This window comes from Pantoea sp. AG1095 (genome assembly GCF_003208415.1).
GTDB classification, from domain to species: domain Bacteria; phylum Pseudomonadota; class Gammaproteobacteria; order Enterobacterales; family Enterobacteriaceae; genus Pantoea; species Pantoea leporis.
Genome location: NZ_QKMJ01000009.1, coordinates 59,112 through 75,817, shown reverse-complemented (window position 1 = coordinate 75,817; position 16,706 = coordinate 59,112). Strand labels below are relative to the sequence as shown.

16 protein-coding genes are annotated in these 16,706 nt (G+C 55.1%); 12 read left to right on the top strand and 4 right to left on the bottom strand.

The genetic code is table 11. The features are described from left to right. Position 1: 1 nt before the first annotated feature. The 8 genes from DEU53_RS17400 (at position 2) to DEU53_RS17365 (ending at position 9,102) form a co-directional block, all read left to right on the top strand. A complete protein-coding gene (locus DEU53_RS17400) occupies positions 2-943 on the top strand; it encodes an ABC transporter permease (RefSeq protein ID WP_110867879.1) in 942 nt (313 codons plus the stop codon). 2 nt (positions 944-945) lie between these two features. Continuing rightward, the gene (locus tag DEU53_RS17395; protein WP_101763820.1) at positions 946-1,827 is read left to right on the top strand and encodes an ABC transporter permease; all 882 of its coding nucleotides are present in this window, start codon (positions 946-948) and stop codon (positions 1,825-1,827) included. A gap of 9 nt (positions 1,828-1,836) precedes the next feature. Then, on the top strand, positions 1,837-3,435 hold the full coding sequence (locus DEU53_RS17390; protein ID WP_110867878.1) for a gamma-glutamyltransferase family protein: 1,599 nt from the start codon (positions 1,837-1,839) through the stop codon (positions 3,433-3,435). A 173-nt stretch (positions 3,436-3,608) separates the two neighbouring features. Continuing rightward, positions 3,609-4,322, top strand: a complete 714-nt coding sequence (locus DEU53_RS17385; RefSeq protein WP_110867877.1) for a DUF3053 domain-containing protein — start codon at positions 3,609-3,611, stop codon at positions 4,320-4,322. Positions 4,323-4,779: 457 nt separating this feature from the next. Next, positions 4,780-6,714: a PTS mannitol transporter subunit IICBA gene (locus DEU53_RS17380; RefSeq protein ID WP_110867876.1), complete on the top strand. Its 1,935-nt coding sequence runs from the start codon at positions 4,780-4,782 to the stop codon at positions 6,712-6,714. A gap of 94 nt (positions 6,715-6,808) precedes the next feature. After that, on the top strand, positions 6,809-7,957 hold the full coding sequence (gene mtlD, locus DEU53_RS17375) for a mannitol-1-phosphate 5-dehydrogenase (protein ID WP_101763824.1): 1,149 nt from the start codon (positions 6,809-6,811) through the stop codon (positions 7,955-7,957). A 60-nt stretch (positions 7,958-8,017) separates the two neighbouring features. Then, positions 8,018-8,563 (top strand): mannitol operon repressor MtlR, encoded by a 546-nt coding sequence (gene mtlR, locus DEU53_RS17370; RefSeq protein WP_199559727.1) that lies wholly within the window; start codon positions 8,018-8,020, stop codon positions 8,561-8,563. 176 nt (positions 8,564-8,739) lie between these two features. After that, positions 8,740-9,102: a YibL family ribosome-associated protein gene (locus DEU53_RS17365; protein ID WP_007893377.1), complete on the top strand. Its 363-nt coding sequence runs from the start codon at positions 8,740-8,742 to the stop codon at positions 9,100-9,102. A gap of 7 nt (positions 9,103-9,109) precedes the next feature. On the opposite strand, the gene DEU53_RS17360 is transcribed toward DEU53_RS17365, so the two are convergent. The 3 genes from DEU53_RS17360 to DEU53_RS17350 form a co-directional block, all read right to left on the bottom strand. Beyond that, a complete protein-coding gene (locus DEU53_RS17360; RefSeq protein ID WP_101763825.1) occupies positions 9,110-10,072 on the bottom strand; it encodes a VirK/YbjX family protein in 963 nt (320 codons plus the stop codon). Between the two features lie 188 nt (positions 10,073-10,260). Further along, complete coding sequence (gene sodA, locus DEU53_RS17355) at positions 10,261-10,878, bottom strand: superoxide dismutase [Mn] (protein ID WP_101763826.1); 618 nt, start codon at positions 10,876-10,878, stop codon at positions 10,261-10,263. 160 nt (positions 10,879-11,038) lie between these two features. Beyond that, a complete protein-coding gene (locus DEU53_RS17350; protein ID WP_101763827.1) occupies positions 11,039-12,064 on the bottom strand; it encodes a LacI family DNA-binding transcriptional regulator in 1,026 nt (341 codons plus the stop codon). Between the two features lie 295 nt (positions 12,065-12,359). On the opposite strand from DEU53_RS17350, the gene DEU53_RS17345 reads away from it, so the two are divergent. The 4 genes from DEU53_RS17345 to alsE are packed head-to-tail and all read left to right on the top strand — an operon-like array spanning position 12,360 to position 15,119. Continuing rightward, entirely contained in the window at positions 12,360-12,803 is a 444-nt protein-coding gene (locus tag DEU53_RS17345) for a PTS sugar transporter subunit IIA (protein WP_101763828.1), read from the top strand. 15 nt (positions 12,804-12,818) lie between these two features. Then, on the top strand, positions 12,819-13,085 hold the full coding sequence (locus DEU53_RS17340) for a PTS sugar transporter subunit IIB (RefSeq protein ID WP_101763934.1): 267 nt from the start codon (positions 12,819-12,821) through the stop codon (positions 13,083-13,085). Between the two features lie 43 nt (positions 13,086-13,128). Then, complete coding sequence (locus tag DEU53_RS17335) at positions 13,129-14,388, top strand: PTS ascorbate transporter subunit IIC (protein WP_110867875.1); 1,260 nt, start codon at positions 13,129-13,131, stop codon at positions 14,386-14,388. 50 nt (positions 14,389-14,438) lie between these two features. Beyond that, the gene (gene alsE / locus DEU53_RS17330) at positions 14,439-15,119 is read left to right on the top strand and encodes a D-allulose 6-phosphate 3-epimerase (protein WP_101763830.1); all 681 of its coding nucleotides are present in this window, start codon (positions 14,439-14,441) and stop codon (positions 15,117-15,119) included. Between the two features lie 77 nt (positions 15,120-15,196). Here the strand turns inward: alsE and DEU53_RS17325 are convergent, their stop codons facing one another. Next, a complete protein-coding gene (locus DEU53_RS17325) occupies positions 15,197-16,537 on the bottom strand; it encodes an aspartate aminotransferase family protein (protein ID WP_110867874.1) in 1,341 nt (446 codons plus the stop codon). Positions 16,538-16,706: the final 169 nt, after the last annotated feature.

The following is a 16,706-nucleotide window of genomic DNA, read 5'->3' as shown; positions in this document are numbered from 1 at the left end:
GATGCTGGAACTGATTGTAAAACGGCTATTGCTGGCCATTCCGACGCTGCTGCTGGTGAGCATTATGGTGTTCGCACTGCAAAAGCTGCTGCCGGGCGATCCGGTGCTGGCGATGGCGGGCGAAGAGCGCGATCCAGCGGTTATCGCCCAGCTGCGGGCGGAATATCATCTGGACGATCCGATTCCCGCGCAATATTTCGCCTGGATGGGTAATGCGCTAACCGGCGATTTGGGCATGTCGCTGCGCACCAAAGAGCCGGTGACGGCGCTGATCGCCAGCAAATTGCCGGTCACGCTGGAATTGTCATTGCTGGCGATGATTATCGCGCTGGTGATTGGCATCAGCATGGGCATCATCGCCGCGGTGCGCAAAGACAGTTGGGTCGATCACACCACCAACTTTGTCGCGCTTTCCGGGATTTCAGTGCCTCACTTCTGGCTCGGTATTCTGCTGATTCTACTGTTCTCCGTGCACCTGCAATGGCTGCCGGCATCGGGTTTTGTGCCGGTTAGCGAAGATGTGGCGCAGAACCTGAAAACGCTGCTGCTGCCGGCGCTGGTGCTTGGTACCGGACTGGCCGCCACGTTAATGCACCACACTCGCGCTTCAATGATCGCCGTGCTGAAAGCGGATTACATTCGCACCGCACGCGCCAAAGGGCTGCTGGCAAAGAAAGTGGTGCTCAAGCATGCGTTGCGTAATGCGCTGATGCCGATTGTTACTCTCACCACGCTGCTGTTTGGCGAGTTGCTGGGTGGCGCGGTGCTGACCGAGCAGGTCTTCACGCTGCCCGGCTTTGGCAAGATGATTGTCGATGCGGTATTCAACCGTGATTACGCCGTGGTGCAAGGCGTGGTGCTGGTGGTGGCGATTGGCTTCTTGCTGCTCAATCTGCTGGCTGATGTGCTCTATCTGATCATTAACCCGAAAATGCGAGGCTGACCATGAGCGAGGTTTTAACCGCTGGCGCACTGCCTGCAGTGGCAAAGCCGAATCGTCGGGTGCTGAAAAAGTTCCTGCGTAATAAAAGTGCGCTGATTGGTGCGGTGATTGTGCTGCTGTTTGTCGCCGTGGCGCTGCTGGCACCGTGGCTGGCACCGTTTGATCCCATCAAAGCCAATTTCCTTGCGGTGCGTAAAGCACCTACGGTGCTGCACTGGTTTGGCACCGATGAGCTGGGGCGCGATATTTTGTCTCGCCTGGTGTGGGGCGCGCGTACTTCGCTGCTGGCGGGTTGCATTTCGGTGCTGATCGCCATTCTGATTGGTGTGCCGCTTGGGTTGATTGCCGGTTACTGGCAAGGCTGGTGCGACGGCATTATTTCGCGCTTTATCGAAGCGCTGCTGGCATGCCCGTTTCTGATTCTTGCAATCGCGCTGGGAGCGTTTCTCGGCCCGAGCTTATCAAACGCTATGATTGCCATCGGTTTATCTGCGATGCCGATTTTCGCGCGCTTGACGCGCGGCCAGGTGATCGCCATTCGCCACGAAGAGTACATTGACGGCGCGCGAGCGATTGGCCTGCCCGATCGCTGGATCATCCTGCGTTACGTGCTGCCCAATGTGCTATCGCCAATTCTGGTGCAGGCCACGCTGGCGATTGCTTCGGCGATCATTACCGAAGCCAGCCTCTCATTCCTTGGCCTCGGCCAGCAACCGCCCTCGCCTTCATGGGGTGCGATGCTGAATACCGCCAAAGGCTTTCTCGAACAGGCGCCGTGGATGTCGATTTTCCCCGGCCTGGCTATTTTTCTCACTGTGCAGGGCTTCAACCTGCTGGGCGACGGTTTGCGCGACGCGCTCGACCCACGTGATGACTCACACTAAGGAACGATCATGAGTGAACTGGATTTTAACGTCAGCTATGCCTCACACCGCGTACCGATGATGGGACGCAACGCGGTTGCCACTTCGCAGCCGCTGGCGGCGCAGGCCGGGATGCGTATGTTGCAACAGGGCGGCAATGCGGTAGATGCGGCGATTGCCAGTGCAATGGCGTTGACCGTGCTGGAGCCTAGCGGCAACGGACTCGGCAGTGACGCCTTTGCGATTATCTGGGATGGCAAACAGCTGCACGGTTTGAATGCCTCGGGCCGCTCGCCCGCCGCATGGAACCCGGAACGCTTTGCCGGGCGCGATGCCATGCCGGAAATTGGCTGGGAAGCGGTCACCGTGCCGGGCGCGGTTTCGGCGTGGGTGGAGCTGGCCGAACGCTTTGGCACGCTACCACTCACCACGCTAGCGCAACCGGCCATCGAATACGCGCGCGATGGTTTCCCGGTTTCACCGCTGATTGGTCATCTGTGGCAGCGCGCCTACCACAAGCTGAAAGATCAGCCCGGCTTCGTCGAGTGCTTTGCGCCCGATGGACGACCGCCGCGTGCCGGCGAGCTGTTCCGTAATCCGGCGCAAGCCGAAACGCTGCAAAAAATCGCCGAAACGCGCGGTGAGGCCTTCTATCGTGGCGAGCTGGCTGAAAAGATAGTGGCGTTTGCTAAGCAGCATGGTGCGGCGCTGAACCTTGATGATCTGAAAAATCATCGCGCCGACTGGGTAGAATTGTTATCGCGTCCGTTTGCGGGCGGATCGGTGCAGGAACTGCCGCCGAACGGTCAGGGCATCGCCACCCTGATTGCGCTGGGCATTCTCGAACAGTGGGATATCGGCCGCTATGAACCGGATTCGGTGCCGTGGCTGCATCTGTCGATTGAAGCGATGAAGCTGGCGCTGGCCGATCTGGATCGCTATGTCAGCGATTACGATCACCTTGAGTTCCCGGCAGAATTGCTTCTCAGTGATGAGTATTTAAAACAGCGCGCGCAGTTGATTAATCCCGAACGGGCCGGAGATTTTACCTTTGGCTCCCCGCAGCAGAGCGGCACGGTTTATCTTTCTACCGCTGATGCCAGCGGCATGATGGTGTCCTTTATACAGTCAAACTACATGGGCTTCGGTTCTGGCGTAGTGGTGCCGGGCACCGGCATTAGCCTGCAAAATCGTGGCTGCGGTTTCTCGCTCGATCCGCAGCATCCCAATGTGGTGGCCGGCGGCAAACGTCCGTTCCACACCATCATTCCGGCATTTGCCCTCGACGGTGACGGCCAGCCGCTGATGTCGTTTGGCGTGATGGGCGGCCCGATGCAGGCGCAAGGTCATTTGCAGATGGCGCTGCGCATCATGCAGCATAAGCAAAACCCGCAGGCAGCGATTGATGCACCGCGCTGGCGCGTTGAGCAAGGACGTGCGGTGGTGGTTGAACCCGGCATCGACCTTAACGTGCTGGCGAAGCTGCGCGAGATGGGGCACCAGATCACGCTGGAAGATCCTTTGCTCGGCTATAACTTCGGCGGTGCGCAGGCGATTGTGCGCGATCCGCAAGGCTTCTATATCGCCGCCACTGAAAGCCGTAAGGATGGGCAGGCGCTGGTGTTTTGATTTAACGTGTTAAAACGGTCACCATTATTGGTGACCCTGGAATTCCGCCATTTCCTTATCGGGTGCGCATTTATGCGCACCAGGCAAACGCCGCCCGTTGTACCCGTCAGGCCATTGCACTATCCTTTAGGACCATTCCCATCGAATCGAATTAGCCATAACAGGAGTTCATCATGGCGTCAGGAATTTCTCGCATCTGGATGCGTACCGGCATGCTGATGGTTAGCGCGTTAGTGGTGCTGCAACTCACAGCCTGCGGTGACAAAGAGGGCGATCAGCGTAAAGCGTTCAGTGACTTCCTTCAGAACACGGTGATGCGCAGCGGCGAACATCTGCCAAGCCTGAGTGAAAACCAAAAGCAAACCTTCGGCAATTATGCCAGCGACTACGCCATCCTTTATGGCTTCTCGCAGCAGACCAATCAGGCGATTGAGCAAGGCATGCGCCCGGTGGTTGATGAGTTAGCAGCGATTCGTGTACCGCAGGATTACCTCACGCGTCGCGATAGCCTGCGCCAGGCCAGCGGCAATCTGAGCGTGCTGACCCAGCAGATTCAGAGCGCCAAAATGCAGGCGGACAGCAGCAAAGCCACCCTGAAGCAGCCGGATGATCTGAAGAAAGTGTATGACGCGGCCTACGTCAAAGTCGTGACGCAGCCAGCGAGCACGCTGATTCCGCTGCTGCCACAGCTGCAGGCGCTGAGCCAGGCAGCCGTGCAAACCGGCGACTATCTGCAATCGCAAGGCACGCGTGTAACCTTCAACGATGGCGGCGTACAGTTCCCAACCCAGGATCAGGCAACGCAATACAACACGCTGATGAGCAATCTCTCCAGCAACGCGCAGGCGCTGACGCAAGCGCAAAATGCGGTGCAAGGCGGGTTGTAACAGCCGAACTATTTAAGTGGTCGCCATCAATGGCGACCCTGAAAGTCTGTTGTCCCTTTTCAGAATTTCGTCACTTCCTTACAGCCCACTTATCTGCTGCAGCAGATTGTGATCTGGCGCATTTTCGACCAAAAATAGTTTGTGACATTGATCACACTTACACAACAAAGCGCCCACTTTAAAAGGTGACTTAAGTCACATTCATCGCCTTGTTTTGCTTAATTTTTCGGCACCGTTGCTTTCTTACAGCGCCTTTTTGTGATCGATGTCACCTTATTGCCCCCCAATCACCCCAGCTTAGCGTGATCTGCATCACACTTAGGCGCAGCTCTACGCAGCGTAATAAACTAGTGCTAGAGTCCGCGTGCATACAGTAATGCCACGGCCCCCGCCGTAACGTTCAAACAAAAACAAACGCGCTCTCTTATTGCAGCGCGTCTCAATAAGGGGTGGGTTTATGTCCTCATCAGTAAAGGTCAAGGTTCAGAGCTTTGGTCGCTTTCTGAGTAATATGGTGATGCCTAACATCGGTGCGTTTATCGCATGGGGTATCATCACTGCGCTGTTCATCCCAACCGGATGGATTCCAAACGAAACGCTGGCGAAACTCGTCGGCCCAATGATCACCTACCTGCTGCCGCTGCTGATTGGTTTCACCGGTGGCCGTCTGGTTGGCGGCGATCGCGGTGGCGTGGTCGGTGCGATCACCACCATGGGCGTGATCGTCGGTGCCGATATGCCGATGTTCCTCGGCTCCATGATTGCCGGTCCGCTGGGCGGCTGGGCGATCAAATCCTTTGACCGCGTTGTTGATGGCAAGATCAAAAGCGGCTTCGAGATGCTGGTTAACAACTTCTCGGCCGGTATCATTGGTATGCTGCTGGCGCTGCTGGCGTTTGTCGCTATCGGTCCACTGGTTGAAGGCCTGTCACACATTCTCGCCGCGGGCGTGAATCTGATGGTGCAGAACAACCTGCTGCCGCTGACCTCAATCTTTGTTGAACCGGCGAAAATCCTGTTCCTCAATAACGCCATCAACCACGGCATCTTCTCGCCGCTGGGTATCCAGCAGGCGAGCGAGGCGGGCAAATCAATCTTCTTCCTGATTGAAGCCAACCCAGGCCCGGGTATGGGCGTGCTGGTTGCCTACATGGTATTTGGTCGCGGTAGCGCCAAACAATCTGCAGGCGGTGCAGCGATCATCCACTTCCTTGGTGGTATCCACGAAATTTACTTCCCATACGTGCTGATGGCGCCGCGTCTGTTGCTGGCGGTTATTCTCGGCGGTATGACTGGCGTATTCACCCTGACACTGCTGAACGGCGGCCTGGTCTCTCCGGCTTCTCCAGGTTCCATCCTGGCGGTGCTGGCGATGACGCCAAAAGGCGCTTACTTCGCGAATATCGCTGCCATTATCGCTGCGTTTGCCGTCTCTTTTGTGGTCTCAGCTATCCTGCTGAAAACCAGCAAAGTGAAAGAAGATGACGATATCGAAGCGGCGACGCAGCGCATGCAAGATATGAAAGCGCAGTCAAAAGGTCAGGCTGTTGCCGGTTCGCCAGTCGCTGGCGATGCGATGAGCGTTGACCTGAACCACGTGCGTAAAATCATCGTAGCCTGTGACGCCGGTATGGGTTCAAGTGCGATGGGTGCAGGCGTGCTGCGTAAGAAAGTGCAGGACGCGGGTCTGAGCAATATCTCTGTCACCAACACGGCGATTAACTCGCTGCCGGGCGACGTTGATCTGGTGATTACCCACCGCGATCTGACCGAACGTGCAATGCGTCAGGCGCCGCAGGCGCAGCACATTTCGCTGAACAACTTCCTCGATAGCGCGCTGTACAGCAACCTGACCGAACGTCTGGTGGCCGCTAACCGCAGCGAAGCGCGTCGTGAAACCGTGCAGACCACGCTGGCTGACAGCTACGACGAAGGCAACGCGCACCTGTTCAAACTGGGTGCAGACAACGTGTTCCTCGGCCTGAGCGCCACCCATAAAGAGCAGGCGATTCGCTTTGCGGGTGAGCAGCTGGTGAAAGGTGGCTACGTACAGCCGGAATATGTTGATGCGATGCTGGAACGCGAAAAGCTGACGCCAACTTACCTCGGTGAATCCATTGCTGTGCCACACGGTACTGTAGAAGCGAAAGACCGCGTGCTGAAAACCGGCGTGGTGTTCTGTCAGTATCCGGCGGGCGTACAGTTTGGTGATGAGCCAGAAGACGTGGCACGTTTGGTGATTGGTATCGCCGCTCGCAATAACGAGCACATTCAGGTGATTACCAGCCTGACCAACGCGCTGGATGATGACAGCGTGATTGATAAGCTGGCCAATACCACCAGCGTGCAGGACGTGTTGGATCTGCTCTCGGGCAGCACCGTCAAAGCGTAATACCCCGTTTTACCTTCCCTGGGGCGGGTAAGCCCGTCCCACATTTCCGGGGCGGACTTGCCCGCCCTTTCGTCATTTGATATGGGTCAAATTTATGAAAGCGTTACATTTTGGAGCAGGTAACATCGGTCGCGGTTTTATCGGTAAGTTACTGGCAGATGCCGGCATCGAGCTGGTGTTTGCTGACGTCAATCAGGTGGTACTTGATGCCCTTAACGCCCGTCATGAGTATCCGGTTCATGTGGTTGGCGAACAGGCAAAAGTCGAAATCGTAACAGGCGTGAGCGCCGTTAACAGCACCAGCGATGACATCGTTACGCTGATTGCTGAGGTTGATATCGTGACCACGGCGGTTGGTCCGCAGATTCTGGAGCGCATCGCCGGTGGCGTCGCGAAAGGTCTGGCCAAACGCAGCGACAGCGGTAATGTGCGTCCACTCAACATCATCGCCTGTGAAAACATGGTGCGCGGTACCAGCCAGCTGAAACAGCACGTGCTAAAAGCGCTGCCAGAGCAGTATCACGCATGGGTTGAAACGCATGTTGGCTTCGTGGATTCCGCGGTAGACCGCATCGTGCCGCCGTCCGAAGCGGGCACCACCGATCCGCTGGAAGTGACAGTTGAAACCTTCAGCGAGTGGATTGTTGATAAAACCCAGTTCAAAGGGGAATTGCCGAACATTCCTGGCATGGAATTGACCGACAACCTGATGGCATTCGTTGAGCGCAAGCTGTTCACCCTTAACACCGGTCACGCCATCACCGCGTATCTCGGCCAGCTGGCTGGTCACGCTACCATTCGTGACGCGATTCTCGATGAGAACGTGCGTGCGGTAGTGCAAGGCGCGATGCAGGAGAGCGGCGCCGTGCTGATCAAGCGTTATGGTTTTGAAGCCGATAAACATGCTGCCTATATCCAGAAAATCCTCACCCGCTTCGAAAACCCGTACCTGAAAGATGACGTTGAGCGCGTCGGTCGTCAGCCGCTGCGTAAATTGAGCGCGGGCGATCGCCTGATCAAGCCAACGCTGGGCACGCTGGAGTATCAGCTGCCGCACGATAATCTGGTTCAGGGCATTGCCGCCGCGATGCACTATCGCAGCGAAGCCGATCCGCAGGCGCAGGAACTGGTCGCGCTGCTGGCAGAAAAAGGCCCGCAAGCCACGCTGGCGGAAATTTCTGGCCTGGATGCCAACAGCGAAGTGGTCACCTCAGTGGTGAGCGCTTACAACGCTATGGCATAATGCGCGCCCTTTAGTGGTTAACTCGGGCGCGCTTGCGTGCCCGCTGGCGGTAGCTGAACGATGCAGGCAATGATGGAAGAGAAGCAGGCTTTTGAAAACCGGGTGCTTGAGCGCCTGAACGCCGGTCGTTCGGTGAGAAGCTTCCTGATCGCCGCCGTTGAGCTGCTGACCGAAGCGGTTAATCTGCTGGTGCTGCAAGTGTTTCGCAAGGACGATTACGCGGTTAAATACGCGGTAGAACCGCTGCTGCTGGGTGATGGTCCGCTGGGCGAACTCTCGGTTCGCCTCAAGCTGATTTACGGCCTGGGCGTGATCAATCGGCATGAGTACGAAGATTGTGAACTGCTGCTGGCGCTGCGTGAGGAGCTGAATCACGACATCAGCGATTATCGTTTTACCGATGATGAGATCCTCGGCCCGTTTGGCGAACTGCACTGCGTGGCCGCCTGGCCATCGCAGCCAGACTTCAACCGTGACGACGACCAACTGCGCTCCATGCAGCAACAGCGCTATCTGCAGATGGTGCGTTCAACCATGGTGCTGTCGCTCACCGAGCTGATTTCACGGATTTCGCATAAGCAGGTGTTTAAAAAGCCGGCGCTGTAGTTTTTGTATGAACAAGCACGATGAAGCGTGCCGCTGCGGATAAGTGCGCGTGAGGCATCTACGTGTTAAATCAGCACGCATTGTCGCGGCGCGGTTTATCGCGCGAAGTCATGCGCTGCAAAGTTGCCTGAATTTGATGTATCCTTTGCCTGTTTTCCTTAACGAGTTTTCCCCCAATGAAAGAACAAGAAAAAGCCGAGATCAAACTTCTGAGCGATCAGCTCGATGCGCTCAACCGCAAAGAAGCCCCGCTGTTAGCCTCTGGCGATGCCGAAAAGCTCGGTGAACTGCTGCGTGAAAAAGAGAAGCTGGAGCTGGAAATTGAGCGCCTGCGCGGTGTGCGCACCGAGAAGCTGAGCAAAGAAGCGCAACAGCTGCAGAAGCTGGGCTTTAGCCGCGAAATCACCAAAAAAGAACAAGCCAACATGGGCGCATTCAAGAAAAGCGTGCGCGGCCTGGTGGTGGTACACCCAATGACCGCGCTCGGACGTGAGATGGGACTGAAAGTGATGACCGGCTACGCGAAGCAGCCGTTCTAATCTTGACTTACGCGGCGTGTGAAACGTCGCGTAGGATGCCCGCCGCCTGATGAACTTGTTCATTCAGACTGTCCAGCAAGGCATAACGACGGCGATACTCGGCGCGCTTCTTGCTGGCAATCTCTTCCAAATCTTTACGCTCCGCGCGTAACGGCAACGTAAATAGCTCATCGCCACGCGCCACGCCACCCAACGACAACCAAAACTCGCTGTAGCTGGCAAAGAACTTATCACCTTTACTGTGACGGTAGCGCAGGCTGCGAAACACGTGCGTGGTATCGCCAACGGCGGTGATCGCCTCAACGCCACACTGTTCCGCCAGATTAAATACTACTTCCATCAGCAGACGTTTTGGGAATACGCCATGCGCCGCTTTGGTGGCATCGCGAATCACATCGTTAGAAATATGCTTACGCGGCCCCTGCAATCCACCAATTAATAACGTGCGCTTCTGCTGTTCGCGAATAATTGAGAAAGAGAGCGACGCAATTAACTGCGTTTCATAGCGCAATTCCAAAGTAATTTCACCTTCACGGTCAAAGCGGCCCGGACAGCAGTGAATCACATACGTCTCATCATTTTTGCCGCTCAGGCTGGCCAGTAAATTATCACCCGGACTCTGCAACAGCTGACGCAGCGCCGCATTATCTAACTGATCCATCAACGTATAGTGATCGATGATCGCCTGTGCGCGCTGCGCCACGCTGAATCCCGCACGCAGATAAGGACGATGTGGCTTCGCCGGCAGCAAACCCTGCATGGTCAGCAGCTGTGGTAACGCAGATAATTGCGCCAACTGGTGCAGGTAATTAAAGGTAGTTACAGGAAAGACCAGCGATCTTAAGGCAAATTTCGCGCGAAATCTTCCGCTATTCCATAATTTATTTGGCCTGAACTTTCCGCTTATTAACGGCAAAAATAGCGGTGCTGACGAATCATTATTCGTCACAGAAGTTGTGATAGTAGACATGATTATTTAGGCTTGGCGAGACAAATTATCGCCACTATATGCCCCAAATTATCAACGGCAGGTTAATAGCTTTCGCAGCGGAATAGTCTTGTGCGGGAATATTCAGGTCGTTTAGCAAGGGTTTATAAAGGCGAAAAAAAACCGGTGAAGAGATCACCGGTTTAGTGCGTTGCGGCTATCGCCTGAACTTACTTCGCAGCAGCGAAACGTGCTGCAGCTTCGTCCCAGTTCACTACGTTCCAGAATGCTTTGATGTAATCAGGACGTTTGTTCTGATACTTCAGGTAGTAAGCGTGTTCCCACACGTCCAGACCGATGATCGGCGTGCCTGAAACGCCAGCAACGGCTTCACCCATCAGCGGGCTATCCTGGTTTGCGGTTGAAACCACAGCCAGTTTGTCGCCTTTTTTCACCAGCCACGCCCAGCCTGAACCGAAGCGAGTAGTCGCAGCTTTCTCAAACTCAGCCTGGAAAGCTTCAACGCTACCGAAATCTTTTTCGATGGCGGCTTTGAGGTCGCCCTGCAGCGAGGTGCCCAGCTTCAGACCTTTCCAGAAGAAGCTGTGGTTAGCGTGGCCGCCTGCGTTGTTACGCAGTGGACCTTTTTTGTCTGCTGGCAGCTGATCCAGTTTGGTGATCAGCTCTTCTACCGGCAGGTCAGCGAATTCGGTACCTTCCAGCGCAGCGTTAGCGTTGTTAACGTAGGTCTGGTGGTGTTTAGTGTGATGGATTTCCATCGTCTGCTTGTCGAAGTGCGGTTCCAGTGCGTCGTACGCATACGGCAGGGATGGCAGTGAATAACTCATGTTCTTCCTCTCCATTTTAGTGTTTTGCAGCACCACCTCACTGGGCGTGCCGCGTAAGCAGTCGGATCATTATAGTTAAAAACATGATCCGTAAAAGGGTTATCAATGCCTTAGAATTGATAAGGATTTGATGAATCTGGGAAAAGGTGCGCACGCACGGCTACACCTTGTGGCTGCTGGCGCGCAGTTTTAGCTGCACCGGCAGTTCATTGATGGCTGGCGGCTCATCACCTTTGAGCGCCGCCAGCAGACGTTTACCCGCCATGCGCCCCATCTCTTCATACGGCAGCACAATGCTGGTGAGCGGCGGCGAACATACGGCCGCCAGCGGACCGCCGCCGATGCTGGCAATCGCCAACTGGCTGGGAATCGCAATCCCCGCCGCATGGCACGCCATGATAGCGCCGCAGGCCACTTCGTCGCTGGTGCAAATCAGCACATCCAGCTCCGGCCAGGTCAGGCGAATTTCCGCCAGCAAGCTGTGCCCGGCGGCAAAGGTCGGCATTTTCGGCGAGGTCACCACGCGATGAGGCGCCTGATTCATCGCCAGCATGCCGCTGTGCCAGCCATTCAGCAGCTGGCGGAAGATGGTGTTATTACTCTGCGTGCACAGCAAACCGAGATTGCGATAGCCGCGCTCGACCAGACTTTGCACCAACTGGCGAATCGCTTTGGCGTAATCGACACCAATGCTGATCCCCGCCGAATCCTGATGCACGCCGCCAATATCCATGACCGGCAGCCCGGAATTGCTCAGCAGACGATGCGCTTCGGCGGCGTTATCGAAATTGAAATGCACCATCGCCGCCGGATTATAGGAGAGCAACATTTCGATCAGCTCGCTCTCTTCTGCCGCCGAATGGTTGGCTTCAGCCAGCATCATGTTATAGCCCTGCGGCCGCAGCACTTCCTGTAGCGCTTCGGACACAATCGCACTGCCCGGCGTGGCAAACGATGGCACCACCATGGTAATCAGGCGTGATGTGGCCGATGCCAGATTGCTCGCCTGCACATTCGGCACATAGGAGAGCTCAATCACCGCCGCATCGATTTTGGCGCGAATTTCAGGCGACACTTTCTCCGGCATGCGTAGCGCGCGCGACGCTGTCATGGTGCTTACGCCCACCAAACGGGCAACATCGGCTAAAGTGCTTTTACCGGTACCGCGCCGTTTTTTTTCTGTCATGCGATCTCCTGCATTACTCGCTACTTTTTTGCCAGGACGCAGCTTAAAACCAAATCTGTTAACGCGCCATGTGAAAAACCTCAGTTTCGGGCGTGCCTCACCCCGCGATCTTTTCAGAATGATTGAGCATGTCAGGTGCTTGCAACCAAGACAAACGCACAGCAAGGAAATGTTAGCGATAACACGTTTTTTAACAATAACGGTGTTAGCGCTAACTTTTGCGACAATCATCACAGAAAACCGCTGAGAAAATAACCTACATTGCACTCCATCGACGAATAAACAGGAATGACTGATGCTCACTCAATGGCTAACGCCGCAACATATTCGGGTAGTAGAGCAGGTTAGCGACTGGCAGGAAGCAGTGCGATTATCTGCCGAACCGCTGCTGGCCGCTGGGGCGATCAGCCCGGCTTATCTTGATGCCATCTTCACTTCGCATGCCGAACTCGGCCCTTACTACGTGCTGGCGCCGGGCCTGGCGATGCCGCACGCCCGCCCGGAACAAGGCGCGCGCAAAAACGGCCTGTCGTTGCTGCATGTGAAAAATGGCGTGAATTTTCAGGCCGATGAAAACGATCCGGTTTATGTGGTCATCATGCTGTGCGCGGTATCTGGTGACGATCACATTCAGATGATCACCGCCTTAGCGGACGTGTTCAGCGACGAATCCCGCCTGCAGCAGTTGCTGTCGGCTTCTACCCTGTCAGCGATTAAAGCTGTCATTGAAAATAAATAACCAGAGAACCCTATGATGAAAAAAGTCCTGATTGTGTGTGGAAATGGTTTAGGTAGCAGCTTTATTGTTGAAATGAACGTGAAGAAGATTGTGGCGGAATTAGGCAAAGAGGCGGAAGTGGGCCACACCGATTTAACCTCTGCGAAATCTGAACAGGCTGATTTAATCATTGCCGCAAAAGATATTGCCGACCAATTAGCCGGGCACAGCGCGAAAGTCGTTGGTCTGACAAACCTGCTGGATAATGCAAAGATTAAAGAAATTTTGGCTGAAAATATCTAACAACAGTTTATCCCGAAAAACTTTACTCACTATGGAGTAAGTTATGCTGCAGTTTATAATTAAGGATGTTCTTGGAACACCCGCTATACTTGTCGGCCTTTTTTCCCTGTTTGGTTTATTACTGCAAAAGAAACCGGTTTCTGATGTTATTTCCGGTACGCTTAAAACCATCATGGGTTTTGTTATTCTCATCGCCGGGGCCAATTTAATTGCGGCCACGCTGACCATCTTCAGTCAGCTGTTTGAGCACTCTTTTAATATTCAGGGCGTAGTGCCAAATACGGATGCAATGGCCGCGCTGGCGCAGAAAAGTTACGGCACCGAAACCGCCATGATTATGGTGTTTGGTATGCTGGTGAACATCTTGCTGGCGCGCATTACCCCGTTGAAATACATCTTCCTGACCGGTCACCACACGCTGTATATGTCGGCGATGCTGGCGGTAATTCTGTCGGTAGGCGGCATTCACGGCTTCTGGCTGGTGCTGATTGGTTCGCTGATTCTCGGCACCATGATGGTGGTTTGCCCGGCGATTCTGCAGCCGTTCACCCGCAAAATTACCAACTCGGACGATCTGGCGCTCGGCCACTTTGGCTCAACCGGCTATCTGCTCTCCGCATTAGTGGGCAAAATGGTCGGTAAAGGCAGCCCGTCGATTGAAGAGCTGAAGGTGCCAAAAACCCTCAACTTCCTGCGCGACTCATCGGTAGCGATTTCGCTGACCATGATGATTCTGTTTATCGCGCTGGTTCTGGTTGCCGGTAAAGAATTCACCGAAAGCATCAGTGGCGGCCAAAACTACATTGTGTTCGCCATCATTCAGTCGATCACCTTTGCTGCGGGCGTCTATATCATCCTCGCCGGTGTGCGCATGGTGATTGCCGAAATCGTGCCGGCCTTTAAAGGTATCGCCGATAAGCTGGTACCCAACGCCAAACCGGCGCTGGATTGCCCAACCGTGTTCCCGTTCGCGCCGAACGCGGTGATCATCGGCTTCCTGTCGAGCTTCTCCGCCGGCTTGATCAGCATGTTCCTGTGTCCGCTGTTTGGTCTGAGCGTTATTGTTCCGGGTCTGGTACCGCATTTCTTCTGCGGTGCGACCGCTGGCGTCTACGGCAATATCACTGGCGGACGTCGCGGCGCAGTGATCGGCGCCTTTGTGCAAGGCTTGCTGATCTCCTTCCTGCCAGCGATTCTGCTGCCGCTGATGGGCGACCTCGGCTTCGCTTCCACCACCTTCGGTGATGCCGACTTCGGCATTGTTGGTATCGTGCTCGGCCACATTATTTCGTTCTTCCATTGATGTCATCAACAGCGCCTGCGGGCGCTGTTGTTGTAATGAGGAAATAAGTTATGCAAGCCAAATTCTCCCCCTCCTTAATGTGCATGGATCTCACGCGTTTTCGCGAGCAGGTTGAAGCGATGAATAGCACCGCTGCCTTTTATCATGTCGATATTATGGATGGCAGCTATGTGAAGAATATTACGCTGTCGCCGTTCTTTATTGAGAACCTGCGTAAAATTACTGATGTACCAATTGATGTGCATTTAATGGTAAATCATCCGGAAGATATTATCCCAATGTGCATTGAGGCCGGCGCAGATATTATTAGCTTCCACCCGGAAACCGCTAATAACAAAATTTTCCGCCTGCTGACGCAAATTAAAGACGCAGGCCGTCGCTGCGGCGTGGTGTTAAATCCGGCCACACCGGCAGAAACTATTCGTGAATATGCGCACCTGCTGGATAAAGTCACGGTGATGTCAGTGGATCCGGGTTTCGCCGGGCAGACATTTATCCCGCAAACGCTGAATAAGATTCGCCAGTTGATCGCCATGCGCGAAGAGCACGGTTATCACTATCTGACCGAAATTGATGGTTCATGCAACGCACGCACCTTCCGGCAGATTGCTGCTTCAGGCGTGGATGTGTTTATTGTGGGCACGTCAGGTTTGTTTAATCTGGATGACGATGTCGCGCAGGCGTGGCAGAAGATGGAGAGCATTTTCGCCGAGGAAACCGCAGCTGCGTAAACCTGCGCATATCGTAGCGGCGCAATTTATTGCGCGATAAATCGCGCCGCGACAAAATGTGCACAATCAATGATCTGTTAACGCCCCAGCTCACTCAGCGATTTATCCAGCGCGCCCACCAGCCAATCGATATCCGCTTCCTGGAACGCCAACGGCGGACGCAACTTCAGCACGTTGCCGTAAGGTCCCGCCACTGACGTCAACACGCGGTGTTCGCGCAGTTTCTCGATCAAATCCAGCGCCAGCGCTTTATCCGGCGTTTTACTGGCGCGATCCTGCACCAGTTCGAAACCAATAAACAGGCCCGCACCGCGCACGTCGCCGATCGACTCGTGGCGATCCATCAGTTTCTGCAGTTCACTCAACAGCCTGGCGCCCACCACGCGGCTGTGCTCCTGCAAGCCCTCTTCTTTAATTACCGTCAGCACCGCTTGCGCGGCGGCCATCGCCACCGGATTACCGCCAAAGGTGTTGAAGTAAGGAATCTCGTCACTAAATGCCGCTAGCACATCGCTTTTCGCCAGCAAACCTGAAACCGGAATGCCGTTGCCCATTGGCTTGCCGGTGGTGATCACATCGGGCACCACGCCGTGACGCGCAAAGCCCCAGAACGCATCGCCGGTACGACCAAAGCCCGGCTGCACTTCATCGGCAATGAAAATCCCGCCGTTGGCATGCACCACATCGACCGCTTTTTGCAGGAAACCGCGCGGGTTCGGCAATACGCCATCGGATGAGAAGATTGAGTCAGCGAGGAAGCCGGCAAACTTGATGCCGTGCGCTTTCATATCGTCAATCTGCTGCTGGATTTCATTGGCAAACCACTCGCCGAGATCGGGCGCATTCACGCGATAGGCATCCGGCGGTGAAACCAGACGCGTGGTTGCCGCCAACGGCTGTCCGCTGCCGAGGGCGGGCGACACACCTGACGTGAGATCGCTGGTGCCGTGATACGCCTCCTGCGACACGATAATGCCGGTGCCGCCGCTGAAAGCCCGCGCCACGCGGATCGCCAAATCGTTGGCTTCCGAACCGGTACACATGTACATGGCGCGATCGATGGCATCTGGCGTGGTCGCCAGCAACTCTTCGGTGTAATCGAGAATGCGTTCGTGCAGATAGCGCGTGTGGGTGTTCAGCATCTTCATCTGCTGATTCACCGCCTCAATCACCGCCGGATGGCAGTGACCAATGCTCGCCACGTTGTTGTACACATCAAGATATTTATCACCGGCGGCATCCCACACATACTGCCCTTCGCCGCGCACTAAGTGCACCGGCTTGCGGTAAAACAGGCGATACGACTCGCCCAACACTTTGCTGCGCTTGTCGGTTAGCTTGCGGGTTGCCGCATCCAGTCCGTCGGCGTGCTCAGCACGAAAACTGTTGGTATCCATGATGGTAGAACGTGTAGCCATGGTAACTCCCGTTGCGAAGGTGAAAGGGGTGCATGCGAAATCGCCGTTTGCCAATATCATGCCTGCTTTGGCGACAAATGCAACAAAATACACAAATACAACTAAATACACATGACGGCGCAATGACACTCAGGTAAGCTTAGGCCCAGGTTGAACACGCCACAGGGAA